The organism is Streptomyces cyaneofuscatus (assembly GCF_042718795.1).
GTDB lineage: Bacteria > Actinomycetota > Actinomycetes > Streptomycetales > Streptomycetaceae > Streptomyces > Streptomyces cyaneofuscatus_A.
This window is the reverse complement of record NZ_JBHXOX010000020.1, coordinates 152,532-170,649: the sequence shown is the minus strand read 5'-3', so window position 1 is coordinate 170,649 and position 18,118 is coordinate 152,532. Positions and strand designations below refer to the sequence as shown.

Annotated in this window: 18 protein-coding genes and 1 pseudogene; 1 reads left to right on the top strand and 18 read right to left on the bottom strand. The window is 71.3% G+C overall.

All coding sequences use genetic code 11. The features are described from left to right. The 5 genes and pseudogenes from ACFWRT_RS23480 to pyrR form a co-directional block, all read right to left on the bottom strand. Window positions 1-128 (bottom strand): annotated as a pseudogene (locus ACFWRT_RS23480) (carbamoyl phosphate synthase small subunit); the annotation flags it as partial. Beyond that, window positions 125-733, bottom strand: a complete 609-nt coding sequence (locus ACFWRT_RS23475; RefSeq protein WP_380953495.1) for a PH-like domain-containing protein — start codon at window positions 731-733, stop codon at window positions 125-127. The gene ACFWRT_RS23475 and the pseudogene ACFWRT_RS23480, both read right to left, overlap by 4 nt. Next, on the bottom strand, window positions 730-2,019 hold the full coding sequence (locus ACFWRT_RS23470; protein ID WP_380953494.1) for a dihydroorotase: 1,290 nt from the start codon (window positions 2,017-2,019) through the stop codon (window positions 730-732). The genes ACFWRT_RS23475 and ACFWRT_RS23470 overlap by 4 nt, the downstream gene beginning before the upstream one ends. A gap of 2 nt (window positions 2,020-2,021) precedes the next feature. Continuing rightward, window positions 2,022-3,008 (bottom strand): aspartate carbamoyltransferase catalytic subunit, encoded by a 987-nt coding sequence (locus ACFWRT_RS23465; RefSeq protein ID WP_380953493.1) that lies wholly within the window; start codon window positions 3,006-3,008, stop codon window positions 2,022-2,024. A 97-nt stretch (window positions 3,009-3,105) separates the two neighbouring features. Then, complete coding sequence (pyrR, locus tag ACFWRT_RS23460; RefSeq protein WP_018515203.1) at window positions 3,106-3,690, bottom strand: bifunctional pyr operon transcriptional regulator/uracil phosphoribosyltransferase PyrR; 585 nt, start codon at window positions 3,688-3,690, stop codon at window positions 3,106-3,108. Window positions 3,691-3,911: 221 nt separating this feature from the next. On the opposite strand from pyrR, the gene bldD reads away from it, so the two are divergent. After that, the gene (bldD, locus tag ACFWRT_RS23455) at window positions 3,912-4,412 is read left to right on the top strand and encodes a transcriptional regulator BldD (protein WP_006123181.1); all 501 of its coding nucleotides are present in this window, start codon (window positions 3,912-3,914) and stop codon (window positions 4,410-4,412) included. 205 nt (window positions 4,413-4,617) lie between these two features. Here the strand turns inward: bldD and nusB are convergent, their stop codons facing one another. From nusB to ACFWRT_RS23390, 13 genes are all read right to left on the bottom strand, one after another. Then, complete coding sequence (nusB, locus tag ACFWRT_RS23450) at window positions 4,618-5,049, bottom strand: transcription antitermination factor NusB (protein WP_380953492.1); 432 nt, start codon at window positions 5,047-5,049, stop codon at window positions 4,618-4,620. Window positions 5,050-5,051: 2 nt separating this feature from the next. Next, entirely contained in the window at window positions 5,052-5,618 is a 567-nt protein-coding gene (gene efp / locus ACFWRT_RS23445) for an elongation factor P (RefSeq protein ID WP_007453234.1), read from the bottom strand. Window positions 5,619-5,668: 50 nt separating this feature from the next. Then, window positions 5,669-6,775: a M24 family metallopeptidase gene (locus tag ACFWRT_RS23440; protein WP_380953491.1), complete on the bottom strand. Its 1,107-nt coding sequence runs from the start codon at window positions 6,773-6,775 to the stop codon at window positions 5,669-5,671. 69 nt (window positions 6,776-6,844) lie between these two features. Further along, window positions 6,845-7,750 (bottom strand): Pro-rich N-terminal domain-containing protein, encoded by a 906-nt coding sequence (locus ACFWRT_RS23435; RefSeq protein WP_380953490.1) that lies wholly within the window; start codon window positions 7,748-7,750, stop codon window positions 6,845-6,847. Between the two features lie 123 nt (window positions 7,751-7,873). Beyond that, window positions 7,874-8,314, bottom strand: a complete 441-nt coding sequence (gene aroQ / locus ACFWRT_RS23430; RefSeq protein ID WP_380953489.1) for a type II 3-dehydroquinate dehydratase — start codon at window positions 8,312-8,314, stop codon at window positions 7,874-7,876. Beyond that, window positions 8,311-9,948, bottom strand: a complete 1,638-nt coding sequence (gene aroB / locus ACFWRT_RS23425) for a 3-dehydroquinate synthase (protein WP_380953488.1) — start codon at window positions 9,946-9,948, stop codon at window positions 8,311-8,313. Before aroB ends, aroQ begins: the two co-directional genes overlap by 4 nt. Next, the gene (gene aroC / locus ACFWRT_RS23420) at window positions 9,945-11,129 is read right to left on the bottom strand and encodes a chorismate synthase (RefSeq protein WP_380953487.1); all 1,185 of its coding nucleotides are present in this window, start codon (window positions 11,127-11,129) and stop codon (window positions 9,945-9,947) included. Before aroC ends, aroB begins: the two co-directional genes overlap by 4 nt. Before the next feature lie 146 nt (window positions 11,130-11,275). Beyond that, window positions 11,276-12,103 (bottom strand): shikimate dehydrogenase, encoded by an 828-nt coding sequence (locus ACFWRT_RS23415; protein WP_380953486.1) that lies wholly within the window; start codon window positions 12,101-12,103, stop codon window positions 11,276-11,278. Next, window positions 12,100-13,872 carry an endolytic transglycosylase MltG gene (gene mltG / locus ACFWRT_RS23410; protein ID WP_380953485.1) on the bottom strand — a complete coding sequence of 591 codons (1,773 nt, stop codon included), beginning with the start codon at window positions 13,870-13,872 and terminating at the stop codon, window positions 12,100-12,102. Before mltG ends, ACFWRT_RS23415 begins: the two co-directional genes overlap by 4 nt. A 101-nt stretch (window positions 13,873-13,973) precedes the next feature. Next, the gene (gene ruvX, locus ACFWRT_RS23405; protein ID WP_380953498.1) at window positions 13,974-14,447 is read right to left on the bottom strand and encodes a Holliday junction resolvase RuvX; all 474 of its coding nucleotides are present in this window, start codon (window positions 14,445-14,447) and stop codon (window positions 13,974-13,976) included. An 8-nt stretch (window positions 14,448-14,455) separates the two neighbouring features. Continuing rightward, a complete protein-coding gene (gene alaS, locus ACFWRT_RS23400; protein WP_380953484.1) occupies window positions 14,456-17,125 on the bottom strand; it encodes an alanine--tRNA ligase in 2,670 nt (889 codons plus the stop codon). Then, window positions 17,125-17,463 (bottom strand): DUF6167 family protein, encoded by a 339-nt coding sequence (locus ACFWRT_RS23395; RefSeq protein ID WP_380953483.1) that lies wholly within the window; start codon window positions 17,461-17,463, stop codon window positions 17,125-17,127. The genes alaS and ACFWRT_RS23395 overlap by 1 nt, the downstream gene beginning before the upstream one ends. Window positions 17,464-17,470: 7 nt before the next feature. Further along, window positions 17,471-17,929 (bottom strand): DUF948 domain-containing protein, encoded by a 459-nt coding sequence (locus ACFWRT_RS23390; protein WP_380953482.1) that lies wholly within the window; start codon window positions 17,927-17,929, stop codon window positions 17,471-17,473. Window positions 17,930-18,118: the final 189 nt, after the last annotated feature.

Here is an 18,118-nt window from a genome sequence, read left to right as displayed (position 1 = left end):
ATGCCGGTGGAGAACACCGCTTCGCCGAAGGTCTCCCCCACGGCCCCATAAGCACGGCCACGGAACGCACGGCCGTCCTCCAGGACGAGTACGGCGGGGGTCTGTGCCCCCCGGGTGGAGATCGTCATCGTGCGGTGCCTTCCGTCGTGGTGCTGGTGAGTTCGGTGGCGGCCGGGGCGCCGGCGAGCCGGTTGACGGCTTCGACCCAGGCCTGGTGCTCGGCCGCGTGGTCGGAGCGGAAGCCGGAGTCGATCTGGGTCTCGCCGTGTGACCAGGTGATGATCAGCAGGCCGCCCTCGGGGAGGACCTTGCCTGCGAGCGCCTTGTCGAGACGGGCCTCGCGCAGGGCCTCGGCCGGGATGAAGAAGTCGCTCGCGCCGGGGCGTACGACGTCCAGGCCGCGTGCCGTGAGCGTTAGCTCAACCCTGCTGCGGGTGCCCAGGCCGTGGGCGACGATCCGGTCGAGCCACTGCCCGGCAGTGGTGGAGGCGTGGTAGCGCCCGGTGAGCGTCAGCAGCACCTCGTCGGCGGCGAAGCCCTCGGGGGTCGTCGCGAGCTCGGGCAGGTCGGACTGGAGCCTTCCGCGCCACTTCCAGCCCTCGCGCATCAGCCAGTAGATGAGGGCGATGAAGAGCAGCAGCCCGATCACCCAGGCGATGCGGGCGGACCAGTCCGTCACTTCCGCCGACTTCTTCTCGGCGGCCAGCAGGTACAGGGGGGTCAGTGTTGTCACGCGAGCTTCCCGTCGACGACCGTGGCACGGCCCCGCAGGAAGGTGTGGGTGACGCGGCCCGGCAGCTCACGCCCCTCGTAAGGGGTGTTTCGGCTGCGGGACGCGAAGCCCGCGGGGTCCACGGCTCCACGGTATGCCGGATCGACCAGCGTGAGGTTGGCGGGCTCACCCGCCGAGACAGGACGGCCGTGTCCTTCGAGGCGGCCGATGGCCGCAGGGCGGAACGACATGCGGTCGGCGACGCCCGCCCAGTCGATCAGACCGGTGTCCACCATCGTCTGCTGGACGACGGAGAGCGCGGTCTCCAGGCCCACCATGCCCATGGCCGCCGCCGCCCACTCGCAGTCCTTGTCCTCGTGCGGGTGCGGGGCGTGGTCGGTGGCCACGCAGTCGATCGTGCCGTCGGCGAGCGCCTCGCGCAGGGCCAGGACATCGGCCTCGGTGCGCAGCGGCGGGTTCACCTTGTAGACCGGGTTGTAGGTGCGGACCAGCTCGTCGGTGAGGAGGAGGTGGTGCGGGGTGACCTCGGCGGTGACGTTCCAGCCCTTGGACTTGGCCCAGCGGACGATCTCCACGGACCCGGCGGTGGAGAGGTGGCAGATGTGGACGCGGGAGCCGACGTGGGCGGCGAGGAGGACGTCGCGGGCGATGATCGACTCCTCGGCGACGGCGGGCCAGCCGCCGAGTCCGAGTTCGGCGGAGACGATGCCCTCGTTCATCTGGGCGCCCTCGGTGAGGCGGGGCTCCTGGGCGTGCTGGGCGACGACGCCGTCGAAAGCCTTCACGTACTCCAGGGCGCGGCGCATGATCACCGCGTCGTCCACGCACTTGCCGTCGTCGGAGAAGACCTTCACCCCGGCAGCCGAGTCGTGCATGGCGCCCAGTTCGGCAAGCTTCTTGCCCTCCAGGCCGACGGTGACGGCGCCGACGGGCTGCACGTCGCAGTAGCCGGACTCCTTGCCGAGCCGCCAGACCTGCTCCACGACGCCGGCGGTGTCGGCGACGGGAAAGGTGTTGGCCATGGCGTGTACGGCGGTGAAGCCGCCGACGGCCGCCGCCTTCGTGCCGGTGAGGACGGTCTCGGAGTCCTCGCGGCCGGGCTCGCGCAGATGGGTGTGCAGGTCGACCAGTCCGGGCAGCAGGATCTGCCCCTCGGCCTCGATCACGGTGGCGCCGGCGGGGGCTTCGATGCCGGTGCCCACCTCGGCGACGGTCTCGCCGTCGATCAGGACGTCCCCGGGCTCGCCGCCGAGGATCCGCGCACCGCGGATAAGGATCTTGCTCATGGTTACTTGTTCTCCTCGGTACGGGCGGGGGCGGCGGACAGCGCGGTGTCGGAGCCGCCGAGCAACAGGTAGAGGACGGCCATCCGGATGGAGACGCCGTTGGCGACCTGCTCGACGACCGTGCAGCGGTCGGAGTCGGCGACCTCGGCGGTGATCTCCATGCCGCGGACCATCGGGCCGGGGTGCATGACGATGGCGTGCTCGGGCATCTTCGCCATGCGCTGGCCGTCCAGGCCGTAGCGGCGGGAGTACTCGCGCTCGGTCGGGAAGTAGGCGGCGTTCATGCGTTCGCGCTGCACACGCAGCATCATCACCGCGTCGGACTTCGCCAGCACGTCGTCCAGGCTGTAGCTGACGTCGCAGGGCCACTGTTCGACGCCCACCGGGACCAGGGTGGGCGGGGCCACCAGGGTGACGTGCGCGCCGAGCGTGGTGAGCAGGTGGACGTTGGAGCGGGCGACCCGGCTGTGCAGGATGTCGCCGACGATGGTGATCCGGCGGCCGTCGAGGTCCCGGCCGAGGCCGGCGTCGGCGCCGACGAGACGGCGCCGCATGGTGAAGGCGTCGAGCAGGGCCTGGGTGGGGTGCTCGTGGGTGCCGTCGCCGGCGTTGACCACGGCTCCGTCGATCCAGCCGGAGGTGGCGAGCCGGTAGGGGGCGCCGGAGGAGCCGTGCCGGATGACGACGGCGTCGGCGCCCATCGCCTCCAGGGTCAGCGCGGTGTCCTTCAGGGACTCGCCCTTGGAGACGGAGGAGCCCTTGGCGGAGAAGTTGATGACGTCGGCGGAGAGCCGCTTGGCGGCGGCCTCGAAGGAGATACGGGTCCGGGTCGAGTCCTCGAAGAAGAGGTTGACGACGGTACGGCCGCGCAGGGTGGGGAGCTTCTTGATCGGCCGGTCCGCGACCCGGGCCATCTCCTCGGCGGTGTCGAGGATCAGGACGGCGTCGTCGCGGGTGAGGTCGGCGGCCGAGATGAGGTGGCGCTTCATCTGGGGTTCTCCGGTGGCTGGAGGAGGGTGTGAAGGCATGCGGGCGCGCGGGAGCAGCCCGTACGTCCCCCGAAGGGCCGTACGGGAGCCGCTCGGGCTACTGCGCGTCCGCGGGAGCGGCCTGCTGGACACCGAGCAGCACGGCGTCGCGGCCGTCCTCCTCGGCGAGCTGGACCTTGACCGTCTCCCGCAGCGACGTGGGGAGGTTCTTGCCGACGTAGTCGGCACGGATCGGGAGTTCGCGGTGACCGCGGTCGACGAGGACCGCGAGCTGCACGGCGCGCGGGCGGCCGATGTCGCCGAGCGCGTCGAGTGCGGCGCGGATCGTGCGGCCGGAGAAGAGCACGTCGTCGACGAGGACGACCAGCTTCCCCTCGATCCCCTCGCCGGGGATGTCCGTACGGGCCAGGGCGCGCGCGGGGCGCAGCCGCAGGTCGTCGCGGTACATGGTGATGTCGAGGGAGCCGACCGGCATCTTCCGGCCGGTGATCTCTTCGAGTTTGTCGGCGAGCCGGCGGGCGAGGAAGACGCCCCGCGTCGGGATACCGAGCAGCACCACGTCGTCGGCGCCCTTGGCGCGTTCGACGATCTCGTGGGCGATACGGGTCAGGACACGGGCGATGTCGGGGGCCTCGAGAACGGGGCGTGCCGCGTTGCCGGTGTCGTCGTGCTGTGCGTCCATAAGAAACGGACCTCCTTCTCCGCCTCACGGGACGGACCTTAAAGGACGTCGAAATTACGTCATCCACGTTACCAGGGCTTGTGTGAGGCCTTGGCCCCGCCCTCTGGAGGTGCCGGTCCGGACCATCCGGCTTGACGCATCCAAGTAACGCTGCGTAACCTCACAGTGAGTTACCAGCCACGCGGCGGAGCCGCACACTGTTCCAGCGTCCGGGGAGCCATATGTCCAGCGAATACGCAAAACAGCTCGGGGCCAAACTCCGTGCCATCCGCACCCAGCAGGGACTCTCCCTCCACGGCGTGGAGGAGAAGTCACAGGGTCGCTGGAAGGCCGTCGTGGTCGGTTCGTACGAGCGCGGCGACCGTGCCGTGACCGTACAGCGCCTCGCCGAGCTGGCGGATTTCTACGGGGTCCCGGTGCAGGAGCTGCTGCCCGGTACGACTCCGGGCGGGGCCGCCGAGCCGCCGCCGAAGCTCGTCCTGGACCTGGAGCGCCTCGCCCACGTCCCGCCGGAGAAGGCCGGTCCGCTGCAGCGCTACGCGGCGACCATCCAGAGCCAGCGCGGTGACTACAACGGCAAGGTGCTCTCGATCCGCCAGGACGACCTGCGCACGCTCGCCGTGATCTACGACCAGTCGCCGTCCGTCCTGACGGAACAGCTCATCAGCTGGGGCGTGCTGGACGCGGACGCGCGCCGCGCGGTCTCCCACGACGAGAGCTGAGACCGGGGCCGAGAGGTCCGGGTCGGCCGCCCCCAGCGGGCCCCTCAGCAGAAACGTGCCGCCGGGTCGGCGGGAGCCTTCGGGTTCCCGCCGACCCGGCGGTTTTTCGGTCCGTAGCGGTGGCGCGTAAGCCGAAGGGCCCACGGTCAACTGACCGTGGGCCCTTCGCGGCGTACGTGGCGCGGCGGCCCCGCACCGGGGCGGGCTACTGCTCCCGGCGGAGGTTCGGCTTGAGGTCCTTGAAACGGGCCAGCAGGCCGTTCACGAAGGACGGCGACTCGTCGGTGGAGAACTCCTTGGCGAGCTGGACCGCCTCGTCGATCACCACGGCGTCCGGGGTCTCGTCCATCCAGATCAGCTCGTACGCGCCGAGCCGGATGATGCTGCGGTCCACGACCGGCATGCGGTCGATCTCCCAGTCCACGGCGTACGTGACGATGAGGTCGTCGATCCGGTCCGCGTACTGCGCGTACCCCTCGACCAGCTCCATCGTGAATTCGCCGACCGGCGGCTGACGGTCGTCGGTCCGCGAGTGCCGGACCCAGTCCGCGAGAACGCTCTGCACGGACTCGCCGCGCTGGTCGGCCTCGAAGAGGATCTGGAAGGCGCGCTTGCGGGCCTTGTTCCGGGCAGCCACGGTTAGCTGTTCACCCGGCCGAGGTAGTCGCCCGAGCGGGTGTCGACCTTGATCTTCTCGCCGGTGGAGATGAAGAGCGGCACGCCGATCTCGTAACCGGTCTCCAGGGTGGCGGGCTTGGTGCCACCGGTGGAGCGGTCGCCCTGGACGCCCGGGTCGGTGTGCTGGATGGTCAGCTCGACCGCGGCGGGCAGCTCGACGTAGAGCACCTCGCCCTCGTGCTGGGCGACGGAGGCGGTGAAGCCCTCGATCAGGAAGTTGGCGGCGTCGCCGACGGCCTTGCGGTCGACCATGAGCTGGTCGTAGGTGTCCATGTCCATGAAGACGAAGTACTCGCCGTCCATGTACGAGAACTGCATGTCGCGGCGGTCGATGGTGGCCGTCTCGACCTTCACGCCGGCGTTGAACGTCTTGTCGACGACCTTGCCGGAGAGCACGTTCTTGAGCTTGGTGCGCACGAAGGCGGGGCCCTTGCCGGGCTTGACGTGCTGGAACTCGACGACGGACCAGAGCTGGCCTCCGTCGAGCTTGAGCACCAGGCCGTTCTTGAGGTCGTTCGTGGAAGCCACGGTTGCGGAATCTCCTGGACTGAAGCTGGTGGAACGACCGGGGATGCGCGCTAGAGCGCGAGCAGTTCCTTGGTCGTCATGGTGAGTAGCTCGGGTCCGCCGTCCGCCTCGGGGCGCACGACGAGCGTGTCATCGATCCGGACACCGCCCCGGCCCGGGAGGTGGACCCCCGGTCCGACGGTGACCGGCACACAAGCGTCCAGTTTACCCATGGCTGTCGGTGCCAATTGCGGGTCCTCCTCGATTTCGAGCCCCACACCGTGCCCGGTCCACGGCTGAAGGCCCTCACCGTGCCCCGCCGACTCCAGGAGATGCCGGGCCGCGCGGTCCACGTCCCGGTAGGCGGCGCCCGGCGCCAGCGCCTCCCTGCCGCCCCGCTGAGCGGCGAAAACGAGGTCGTACAGCTCGATCTGCCACGGGGCGGGGGCGGTGCCGATGACGAAGGTCCGGCCGATCTCGCAGCGGTAGCCGTGGTAGTTCGCGCCGAGGCGGACGGAGAGGAAATCGCCCTCCTCGACCCGGCGGTCGGAGGGCCGGTGGCGCCCCTGGCCTGAGTTGGGGCCGGTGGCGACGGAGGTGGCGAAGGCGGGGCCGTCCGCCCCGTGGTCGACCAGGCGGCGCTCCAACTCCAGCGCGAGATGGCGCTCGGTGCGGCCGACGAGGATCGATTCGAGGAGCTCTCCGAGCGCCTGGTCGGTGATCTCCGCGGCGATGCGGAGGCAGCCGATCTCCTCCTCATCCTTGACGATCCGCTGCTGTTCGACCGTGAAGCCGAGGTCGGCCATCCGGAGGCCCGGCGCGGCCTTCCCCATGGCCCGGTGCCGGGCCACCGTCAGGTCGTGCTCCTCCACCGCGAGCGAGTCCGCGCCCGATGCGGCGGCGAGGCCCGCGGCCGCCACCACCGGGTCCCCGTCGGGAACGGGCAGGACATCGACCCGCAGCGCCTCGTCGGGCCGCCCGTGCCCGGCCTCCCCGCTCGGGGCGCGGGGGCAGAGCAGAACGTCCTCGCCGGGGCCGAGCAGCAGCACGGCGCCGGGCGGCGCTCCGCCCGCGAGATAGCGGACGTTGGCGGGGCGGGAGACCAGGGCGGCCGCGGACCCCGCGGCGGCGCACCGGTCGCGGAGCAGCCCGCGTCGGACGGCGTGCACCTCAGACATGCTCCGAGCGTACGAACGAATCCCGCTCCCCGCCCGGCCGGCGCATCCGACCGGGGCACACAGGGCCGCTTACCAGGTGGGCGGGGAGGCGATGGAGCGGGCGAGCACGTCGTCCAGGACCCGGGCGGTGGTCTCCACGTCGTACGTCGAGTTGTCGATGATCGGGAGCCCGGAGCCGTACCAGCCGGCCATCCGGCCGTGGATGCGGGCGACCTCCTCGTCGGAGAGCCTGCGGTTGCCGCTGCGGGCGGCGTTGCGCTCCAGGACCACCTCCAGGCCGGGCAGCAGCACGACGGGCAGCAGTCCGGGGCCCACATGGCGCTTCCAGCCGCCGAGGCCGACCACCGGGCGGTCGGGGAATACGGCGTCGTCGAGGATGCAGGAGATGCCGTTGGCGAGGAAGTTACGGGCGGCGAAGCCGCAGGTGCGGCGGGCCAGCCGGTACTGGGCCTCGGAGTGGTCGTTCCAGCCGGCCTGGGGGTCGGCGAAGCCGGAGCAGACCCATTCGCGGACGTCGTCCAGGGAGACGTGGGCGGTGGGCACCCGGCGGCGGGCCGCCCAGAGCCGGGCCACGGTGGTCTTGCCCGCGCCGGCGGGGCCGATCAGCAGCACGGCGAGCGTGGCGCCGCCGGTGCCCGGCTCGGCGGGGGGTGCGGGCAGCGGGACGGGGCCGCCCGGGGGCAGCGGGACGTGCCCGGTGGGCTGCCCGCCGGAGGGCGGCGGGGTGGGCCCGGTGCCGCTCCAGCCGTACTGCGGGGCCTGACCGGGGGCGGGAGGCTGCGGTGCTTGCCCCGGGGCCGGAGGCGGTGGGGCCTGGCCGTGCGCGGGGGGCTGGGGGGCCTGGTGCGGCGGGGGTATCGGGGGCGGGCCCGGCGGTCCGGGGTGACCGGGGTGCTGGGCCTGGTGCGACCAGCCCGCCGGCCCGTTCCCGGGTCCCTGGGGCGGCGGCAGCGGGGCCCCCACTGGGTGCTGCATCCGGTGGCCACTCCGTCTCGTAACTGCGACTGACGCTGATGGGACGGCTACCGTACCCTCCCGGACCGTCTCGAGGTGAACGGCCCGGGAGGGCGTGGAGTGCCCGTGAGCACCGGGGGGCTGTCAGTCCGTCAGTTCGTCGGCCAGGGCCCGCAGGGCGAGCCGGTAGGAACCGATGCCGAACCCGGCGACGGTGCCGGTGGCCACCGGGGCGACCACAGAGGTGTGCCGGAACTCCTCGCGGGCGTACGGGTTGGAGATGTGCACCTCGATCAGCGGGGCGGTGCGCTGGGCGGCCGCGTCCCGCATCCCGTACGAGTAGTGCGTGAAGGCGCCCGGGTTGAGGACGACCGGAATCGAACCGTCCGCCGCCTCGTGGAGCCAGCGGATCAGTTGGCCCTCGTCGTTCGTCTCGCGTACGTCGACGTCGAAGCCGAGCTCCTTGCCGAGCGCGGTACAGGTCTCGACGAGTCCGGCGTAGGAGGTGGCCCCGTACACGTCGGGTTCGCGGGAGCCGAGCCGACCGAGGTTGGGGCCGTTGAGGACGAAGACCCTGCGGGTCACGCGGAGACCTCCCCGTAGGCGGCGAGCAGCACGGCCGGGTCGGGGCCCTCCAGGACGGTGGGCTTGCCGAGGGCGTCCAGGACGATGAAGCGCAGGAGGTCGCCGCGCGACTTCTTGTCGACCTTCATGTTCTCCAGGAGCTTGGGCCACTGGTCGCCGCGGTAGGTGAGCGGCAGGCCCACCGACTCCAGGATGGTGCGGTGCCGGTCGGCGGTGGCGTCGTCGAGGCGTCCGGCGAGCCGGCCCAGCTCGGCGGCGAAGACCATGCCGATGGAGACGGCGGCCCCGTGGCGCCACTTGTAGCGCTCGTTCTTCTCGATGGCGTGGCCGAGCGTGTGGCCGTAGTTGAGGATCTCGCGGAGTCCGGACTCCTTGAGGTCGCTGGAGACGACCTCGGCCTTGACCCGGATGGAGCGCTCGATCAGCTCGGCGGTGTGCGGCCCGGAAGGCGTACGGGCGGCCTCCGGGTCGGCCTCGATCAGGTCGAGGATGACCGGGTCGGCGATGAAGCCGGCCTTGATGATCTCGGCCATGCCGGAGACGTAGTCGTGGACCGGCAGCGATTCCAGGGCCGCGAGGTCGCAGAGGACCCCGGCGGGCGGGTGGAAGGCGCCGACGAGGTTCTTGCCCTCGGCGGTGTTGATGCCGGTCTTGCCGCCGACGGCCGCGTCGACCATGCCGAGCACGGTGGTGGGGACGGCGATCCAGCGCACCCCGCGCAGCCAGCTCGCCGCGACGAACCCGGCGACGTCCGTGGTGGCGCCGCCGCCGATGCCGATGATGACGTCGGTGCGGGTGAAGCCGGTCTGGCCGAGCGCCTTCCAGCAGTAGGCGGCGACCTCGACGGTCTTGGCCTCCTCCGCGTTCGGCAACTGGATCGCGATGGCCTCGTACCCCTGGGCCGCGAGGTCCTCACGGACCGCCTCACCGGTCTCGGCGAGCGCCTCGGGGTGCAGGACGGCGACCCGCTTCGCGCGGTCGCCGATGAGCTGGGGCAGCTCGCCGAGGAGCTGGTGGCCGACGAGGACCTCGTACGGGTCGGAGCCCGCGGAGCCTGCGACCTGGATGCGGGTGGGGCTCTGCTGCGTCATGCCGGTGCTCTCCACGCCGGGGGCCGCTTGGCCCTCCGGCAGTTCCAGTGCGTCGATGATCGCCTGGGCGACCTCTTCGGGGGTGTTCTCGTCGGTGGCGACGACCGTACGGGCCACCTCTTCGTACAGGTGGCGGCGGGCGTCCATCAGCTCGCGCCACTGCCGGCGCGGGTTGACCGCGAGCAGCGGGCGGGCGGCGCCCAGACCGACGCGGCGGACGGCCTCGTCCACGTCCATGGAGAGGTAGACGACCGGCCGGCCGGCCAGCAGCTCCCTGGTCGCCTCGTCCAGGACGGCGCCGCCGCCGAGGGAGAGGACGCCCGGGTGCCCGGCGAGCGCCGCGGCGACGGCCCGGCGCTCCAGAGCGCGGAAGTGCTCCTCGCCCTCGTCGTAGAAGATCTCCGCGATCGGCTTGCCCGCCTCGGCGACGACGTCCGTGTCGGTGTCCCGGTAGATGGTGCCCAGCCGGGCGGCGAGCAGTTCGCCGACGGTGGACTTGCCGACGCCCATCGGGCCGACGAGGACGACCAGGGGGCCGCTCATCGGATCTGGAGGTGGTCGAGGTACGACCGGACGTTGCGGGAGGTCTCGGCCACGCTGTCGCCGCCGAACTTCTCCGCGACCGCGTCGGCCAGGACCAGGGCGACCATCGCCTCCGCGACGATGCCCGCGGCCGGGACGGCGCAGACGTCGGAGCGCTGGTGGTGGGCCTTGGTGGCCTCGCCGGTGGTGACGTCCACGGTGGCGAGGGCGCGCGGCACGGTCGCGATGGGCTTCATCGCGGCGCGGACCCGCAGCAGCTCACCGGTGGTGAGCCCGCCCTCGGTGCCGCCGGAGCGGCCGGAGGTGCGGCGGATGCCCTCGTCGGTGGCGACGATCTCGTCGTGCGCCTTCGAGCCGGGGACCCGGGCCAGCTCGAAGCCGTCGCCGACCTCGACGCCCTTGATGGCCTGGATGCCCATGAGCGCGGCGGCGAGCCGGGCGTCCAGGCGGCGGTCCCAGTGCACGTGCGAGCCGAGCCCGACCGGCACGCCGTACGCCAGCACCTCGACGACCCCGCCGAGGGTGTCGCCGTCCTTGTGGGCCTGGTCGATCTCGGCCACCATCGCCTTGGAGGCGTCAGCGTCCAGGCAGCGGACCGGGTCGGCGTCCAGCTTGTCCACGTCGGCGGGGACCGGGTAGACGCCGTACGGCGCCTTCGCGGCGGCCAGCTCCACGACGTGGCTGACGATCTCGATGCCCGCGGTCTCCTTGAGGTAGGAGCGGGCGACGGCCCCGAGGGCGACGCGCGCGGCGGTCTCCCGGGCGCTGGCGCGCTCCAGGACCGGCCGGGCCTCGTCGAAGCCGTACTTCTGCATCCCCGCCAGGTCGGCGTGGCCGGGGCGGGGCCGGGTCAGCGGGGCGTTACGGGCCGACTCGGCCAGCACGGCCGGGTCGACCGGGTCGGCCGACATGACCTGCTCCCACTTGGGCCACTCGGTGTTGCCGACCATGACGGCGACCGGGGAGCCCATGGTGAGGCCGTGCCGTACACCGCCGAGGAAGGTGACCTCGTCCTGCTCGAACTTCATCCGGGCACCGCGGCCGTAACCGAGCCGCCGCCGGGCGAGCGCCTCCGCCACCATCTCCGTGGTGACCGGGACGCCGGCGGGAAGACCCTCCAGCGTCGCCACCAGTGCGGGGCCGTGCGACTCCCCCGCGGTCAGCCAGCGCAACCTGCTCAACGGTGCTCCCTCATGCTCGCGCCTGAAAATCAAACGGCGCGGCCTGGTGCGCGGCCCCGGCCCGCCGCCTTTGATCCTCCCACGACTGTGCGCGGTGTCCGGCCGCCGGTCCAGCAACCGGACGCCACTTCATCAGGTCGAACGTGTCAGCGGGCCGCGAGCGCGGCTTCCCCGGCCCGCCGCATGGCCGCCAGCGGGGCGGGGCGCCGTCCGGTCATCTGCTCGACCTGGAGCAGCGCCTGGTGCACGAGGAGGTCGAGCCCCCCGACGACAGCGCCGCCGTGTGCCGACCAGGCTGCGGCGAGCGGCGTCGGCCAGGGCTCGTACAGCACGTCGAAGAGGATGCCCGGCTTCTCCGGTACGTCGGTGGCCACGGAGTCCGTCGTTCCGGCCGGGGTCGTGGCGATGACGAGCGGCGCCTCCAGTGCGCGCGCGCCCTCCGCCCAGTCCGCGACCCGGACGTCCACGCCGAGGCGCTGTCCCCAGCCGCGCATCTCGTCACCGCGTTCCCGGCTCCGTACGTAGGCGGTGACCGGACCGGCGCAGATCACCGCGAGGGCGGCGAGGGCGGAGGAGGCGGTCGCGCCGGCGCCGAGGACGGCGGCGGACTCGACCTTCTCGACCCCGCGCTCCCGCAGGGCGGCGATCATGCCGGGGATGTCCGTGTTGTCGCCGGTCCGCCGGCCGTCCTCGGTGAACACGACCGTGTTGACGGTCTCCACCGAGGCGGCGGTCGGACTGATCTCGTCCAGCAGCGGAATGATCGCCCGCTTCAGCGGCATGGTCAGGGAGAGCCCCGCCCAGGAGCGGTCCAGCCCCTCGATGAAGCCGGGCAGCGCCGCCTCGTCGACCTCGAACCGGTCGTAGGACCAGTCGTCGAGGCCGAGTTCGGCGTACGCGGCGCGGTGCAGTACCGGGGAGAGCGAGTGGGCGATGGGCGAGCCGAGGACCGCTGCGCGGCGGGAGGCGTTCACTGGCCGGACTTCCCGTCCTCGTATTCGCGCCGGTTCTTCTCGTGCTCCTCGTTGGTCTCCGCGAAGACGGTCTTGTCCTCGTTGATGGAGACGAAGTAGTACCAGGGACCCGGGGTCGGGTTCATGGCCGAGTGCAGAGCGTCCCCGCCCGGGTTGCTGATCGGGCCGGACGGCAGACCGATGATCTTGTACGTGTTGTACGGATCGTCGATCCTCCGGAGATCGTCGACGGCTCCGATGTCCAGGGTGCTCTGACCCTTGATGTAGTTGACCGTGGAGTCGAATTCCAGCCGCCCGACGGTCTCCATGTTGCCCGGCTTGAGGCGGTTGTAGACGACGCGTGCCACCTTGTCGAAGTCGTGCTTGTACTTGCCCTCGACCTGCACGAGGCTGGCGACGGTGACGAGCTCCCACGGGCTCTTGAGGCCGAGCTTCTTGGCGGTGGCGGCCAGGTCGAGCTTGTCGTACTCCTTGTTGGCCCGGGTGACCATCCGCTTCAGCGCGGCCTCGGGCTTCGACCCCTTGGCGACCGGGTAGGCCGCCGGATACAGGAAGCCCTCCAGCGGGTCCTTCACGTCCGGGTTGTCGTCGGCCCAGTCGGGCAGCCCCAGCGACTCCGCCTTGGCCTTGGCGACCTTCGCGGTGGTGCCCTTGTCGAGCCCCAGCCGGAGGTCGATCTTCTCGTAGACCGTGGCGTTACGGGTGCCCTCCGGGATTACCAGGAGGTTCTGGCTCTTGGAATCAAGCATCAGCGCGACCGCGCTGGACGCCGACATCTCCTTGTTGAGGAGGTAGACACCGGCCTGGAGCGACTTGCCCTTGGGGTTGCTGTTCTGTGCAGCGACAAAGGCGTCGGAGGACTTGACGACGCCCTTCTTCCGCAGAATGTTGGCGATGTCGTAGCCGAGGGCTCCCTCGGGGATCTCGACCTCGACCTGCTCCTCGGTGCCCTCCCCCGCGAAGTCCGCCGGGGCGCCGAACTGCTTCTGCCAATAGGTGTAGCCGACGTACGACACTCCCCCGAGGCCGCCGACCAGGACGAGGGAGACGACCAGGCAGGCGCAGCCGTTGCGGCTCTTCTTCTTGCCCTTGCCGCCCCTGCGCTCACTGCCGCCGCGGTCCCGGCGCGCGGAGCGGGAGGAGTCGTCGTCCGGGTCATCGTCGCCGTCGCGGGGCTCACGGGCGGCGGGTTCGTCGGCGCCGGTGAAGAAAGGATGCGTCTCTTCCCGCTGCTCGTCCGGGTCCCAGTCCGTCGACGGCTTCTGCTGCTGCTCGGGCGCTTCGCGGCGGCCCGGCGGCTGCGGCGGGGGGTAGGCCTCGGGGGTGCCGTAGTAGTCGTGCGATTCGCCGTAGCCGGGCTGCTGCTGGGCGTACGGGTCCTGGGGCTCGGCCCCGTACGGCACGGCGGCCTGCTGGCCGGAGTCCCAGCCGCCGTCGTACTGCGGCTGGGCGGGGGGCTGCTGACCGTACGGGTCCTGCTGCTGAGCGGCGTACTCGGGCTGGGGCTGGTGCGGCTGCTCGTACTGCTGGTGCTGGTCGTACGAGTGCTGCTGCGGGTACTGCTGGTGGTTCTGGTACTGCTGGTGCTGATTCTGCTGCTGGTGGTTCTGGTGCTGCTGGGCGTACGGGTCCTGCGGATAGGACTGCTGCTGGTCGCCGTACTGGCTCTGGCCGTGGTCGGCCTGGCGGCCTCCCCATCCCTGGTCCCCGTACAAGGGGTCCTCGGGATGCCACGGTTCGGAGCCAGGGCCCCGGCCATACTCAGTCATCGATCCCCTAGAGCCGCGAGACGACGTTCCGTCTCTTCGCTTCGCTGTGCGGTGTTTGTTCGAACCACCGACGCATCGCGCGGAACGTTACCGTATCGCGATCAGACAACCACTTCGACGCCCTCGCCCGGGGGAAGGCCTGACGCCCGTTCGGACTCCAGAGCGTTCTGAAGGATCACCACAGCGGCAGCCTGGTCGATGACAGACCGGCCCTTCTTGGACTTCACGCCCGAGGCGCGCATGCCCTGAGCGGCCGTCACTGTGGTCATCCTCTCGTCCACCAACCGCACCGGAACGGGTGCGATCGAACGGGCGAACGCCTGGGCGAAGTCGCGGACCTTGGCTGCCGCCGGGCCCTCGCCGCCGCCGAGCGAGCGCGGCAGACCGAGGATGACCTCGATCGGCTCGTACTCGTCCACGATCTGGCGGAGCCGCCGGTGGGCGGCCGGGACATCGCGTCCCGGCACGGTCTCCACCGGCGTGGCCAGGATCCCGTCGGGGTCGCACGAGGCGACCCCGATCCGGGCGTCCCCGACATCGACGGCGAGCCGTCGTCCGCGGCGCATCCGCGTCATCCCGCCCGTCACGCCGTCTCGGTGACGAGGCGTTCGACAGCGGCGACGGCGTCGCCGATGGCGGCCGGGTTCGTGCCGCCGCCCTGGGCGACGTCCGGCTTGCCGCCGCCACCGCCGCCGAGCGTCTTGGCGGCCGTACGGACGAGGTCACCGGCCTTGAGACCGCGCTCGCGGGCGGCCTCGTTGGTGGCGATGACCGTGAGCGGGCGGCCGTTGGCGGTGGTGAACAGGGCCACGACGGCCGGGCGGCCGCCCTGGATGCGGCCACGCACGTCCAGGACCAGCTTGCGCAGGTCGTCGGCGGAGGTGCCGTCGGGTACCTGACCGGTGACCAGGGCCACGCCGCGTACGTCTCGCGCGGACTCGACCAGTCCGGCGGCGGCCGCGAGGACCTTCTCCGCGCGGAACTTCTCGATCTCCTTCTCGGCGTCCTTCAGCTTGCCGAGCATGCCCGCGATCTTCTCCGGGAGCTCCTCGGGACGGCCCTTGACCAGCTCCTGGAGCTGGGCGACGACCGTGTGCTCGCGGGCGAGGAAGTTGTACGCGTCCACGCCGACGAGGGCCTCGATCCGGCGCACGCCGGAGCCGATGGAGGACTCGCCGAGCAGCTTGACCAGGCCGAGCTGGGCGGTGTTGTGGACGTGGGTACCGCCGCACAGCTCCTTGGAGAAGTCGCCGATGGTGACGACCCGGACCCGCTCGCCGTACTTCTCGCCGAACTCGGCGATGGCGCCCTGCTTCTTGGCCTCGTCGATCGACATGACCTCGGCCTGGACGTCGAGTTCGCGCGAGAGGACCTCGTTGATCCGCTGCTCGACGTCGGTGAGGACCGTGCCGGGAACGGCGGCGGGCGAACCGAAGTCGAAGCGGAAGCGGCCGGGCGAGTTCTCGGAGCCGGCCTGGGCGGCCGTCGGGCCGAGCGCGTCGCGCAGCGCCTGGTGGGTGAGGTGGGTGGCGCTGTGGGCGCGGGCGATGGCCCGGCGTCGGGTGGAGTCGATGGAGGCGAAGACCGGGGCCCCGACCGTCACCTCACCGACCTGGACGACACCCTTGTGGACGTGGACGCCGGGGACCGGCTTCTGGACGTCACGGATCTCGATCACGGCGCCCGTGTCCAGCCGGATGCGGCCGGTGTCGGCGAGCTGGCCGCCGCCCTCGGCGTAGAACGGGGTGCGGTCGAGGACGACCTCGACCTCGTCGCCCTCGGTGGCGGCGGGCGAGGGCACCCCGTCGACCAGCAGGCCGACGATGGTGGACTCGCCGGCGGTGGTGGTGTAGCCGGTGAACTCGGTGGCGCCGGAGGTGTCGGCCACCTCGCGGTAGGCGGAGAGGTCGGCGTGACCGGTCTTCTTGGCACGGGCGTCGGCCTTGGCCTTGTCGCGCTGCTCCTGCATGAGGCGGCGGAAGCCGTCCTCGTCCACGGAGAGCCCCTGCTCGGCGGCCATCTCCAGGGTCAGGTCGATCGGGAAGCCCCAGGTGTCGTGGAGCAGGAACGCCTTGTCACCGGCGATGACCTGGCCGCCGGCGGCCTTGGTCTCGGTGACGGCGGTCTCCAGGATGTTGGTGCCGCCCTTGAGGGCCTTGAGGAACGCGGCCTCCTCGGCGAGCGCGACCGTCTCGATGCGCTTGCGGTCGGTGATGAGCTCGGGGTACTGGAGCCCCATCGTGTTGATCACGACGTCCACCAGCTCGTTGACCACGGAGCCGGTGGCGCCCATCAGCCGCATGTTGCGGATGGCGCGGCGCATGATGCGGCGCAGCACGTAGCCGCGGCCCTCGTTGCCGGGGGTGACGCCGTCGCCGATGAGCATCACCGACGTACGGATGTGGTCGGCGACGACGCGGAGCGAGACGTCCGTGCCCTTTTCGGCGCCGTAGCGGACGCCGGTCAGCTCGGTGGCCTTGTCCATGACGACGCGCAGGGTGTCGGTCTCGTACATGTTCTGTACGCCCTGGAGGATCATCGCGAGGCGTTCGAGGCCGAGACCGGTGTCGATGTTCTGCGACGGCAGGTCCCCGAGGATCGGGAAGTCCTCCTTGCCGTCGCCGGCGCCGCGCTCGTACTGCATGAAGACCAGGTTCCAGATCTCCACGTAGCGCTCGTCGTTGACGGCGGGGCCGCCCTCGACGCCGAACTCGGGGCCGCGGTCGTAGTTGATCTCGGAGCACGGGCCGCAGGGTCCGGGGACGCCCATGGACCAGAAGTTGTCCTTCTTGCCCAGGCGCTGGATGCGCTCGGCGGGGACGCCGATCTTGTCGCGCCAGATGGCCTCGGCCTCGTCGTCGTCGAGGTAGACCGTGATCCAGAGCTTCTCGGGGTCGAGCCCGTAGCCGCCGTCCTCGACGGAGTTGGTCAGCGCCTCCCAGGCGAGCTGGATGGCGCCTTCCTTGAAGTAGTCCCCGAAGGAGAAGTTGCCGCACATCTGGAAGAAGGTGCCGTGGCGGGTGGTCTTGCCGACCTCTTCGATGTCCGGCGTACGCACGCACTTCTGCACGCTGGTGACGCGCGGGGCGGGCGGCTTGACCTCGCCGAGGAAGTACGGCTTGAAGGGGACCATGCCCGCGGGGACCAGCAGCAGAGTCGGGTCGTCCGCGATGAGCGACGCCGAAGGCACGGCGGTGTGACCGCGCTCCTCGAAGAAGCTCAGCCAGCGGCGGCGGATTTCAGCCGACTCCATCAGTGGTCCTCATTCCGGTTGTTCGTTTTGTAGGGAAGTGTGCGGTACGTGTTCGCGGGCTCGGCCGCCTCGACGGCGTAGTGCCGCTGGACGGGGAGGTCGGGATCGACCGGTGCCTCCAGGCCGAGGGCGCCGCCCAGTTCGGCTTCCCGCCGGACCATGTTGTCGCGGACGTCGAGGGCGAAGTCCTTGAGCTTGTGGCCGGTCTCGATCGCCTTGTCCGCGGCCTGCGCCGCGAGGCTCTCGGGCGTCAGCTGCTTGATCTTGCGGTTGACCTTGGTGGTGGCCCACACACCGGCGGCTGCGCCGGCGGTGAACCAGAACGTGCGGCGGAACATCGCTGGATCAGTCCTTCTGTCCGCGGGCGTTTCGGCGTTCGCGCTTGCGTCCGCGCGCCGAAGGTACGGTCCGGCCGACGATCACCGTGCGGCGGGAGGAGCGGCTCCGCGCCGGTTCCGGTGCGGGCTCGGGGGCGGTGCGGCGGCCCAGCGCCTGCCGGACGCCGTAGCCGAACGCGGCGACCTTGACGAGGGGGCCGCCGAAGGTGGAGGCGACGGTGGTGGAGAGCGCCGAGGCGTTGGAGGTGACCTCCTGGACGTCGCTCGCGATGGCGTCGACCTTGTCCAACTGGGTCTGGGCGGAACGCACCGTCGCCGAGGCGTCGGCCAGTAGCGGAACGGCCTGTTCCGTCACGTCCGCCACCAGCTTGGTGGTCGCCCTGAGCGTCTGGGCCAGCCTCACCAGCACCACGGCGAGGAACGAGACCAGGATCGCCCAGAAGACGGCCACGATGATCCCGGCCACCTCTCCACCGGACACTGTGCACCGCTCTCTGCTCGTCGCTTGTCTGCTTGTCGCTTGTCCACCGACGAGCCTATCGCGCCGCACATCTTCTCCCGTACCGCATTCCCGGCGGGCCCCGCCGCATTCTCCGGCGGCGGGGGCGGGGCCCGGCGGCCGGATTGTACGGAGAGCACGCGGGCCAGTACCCTG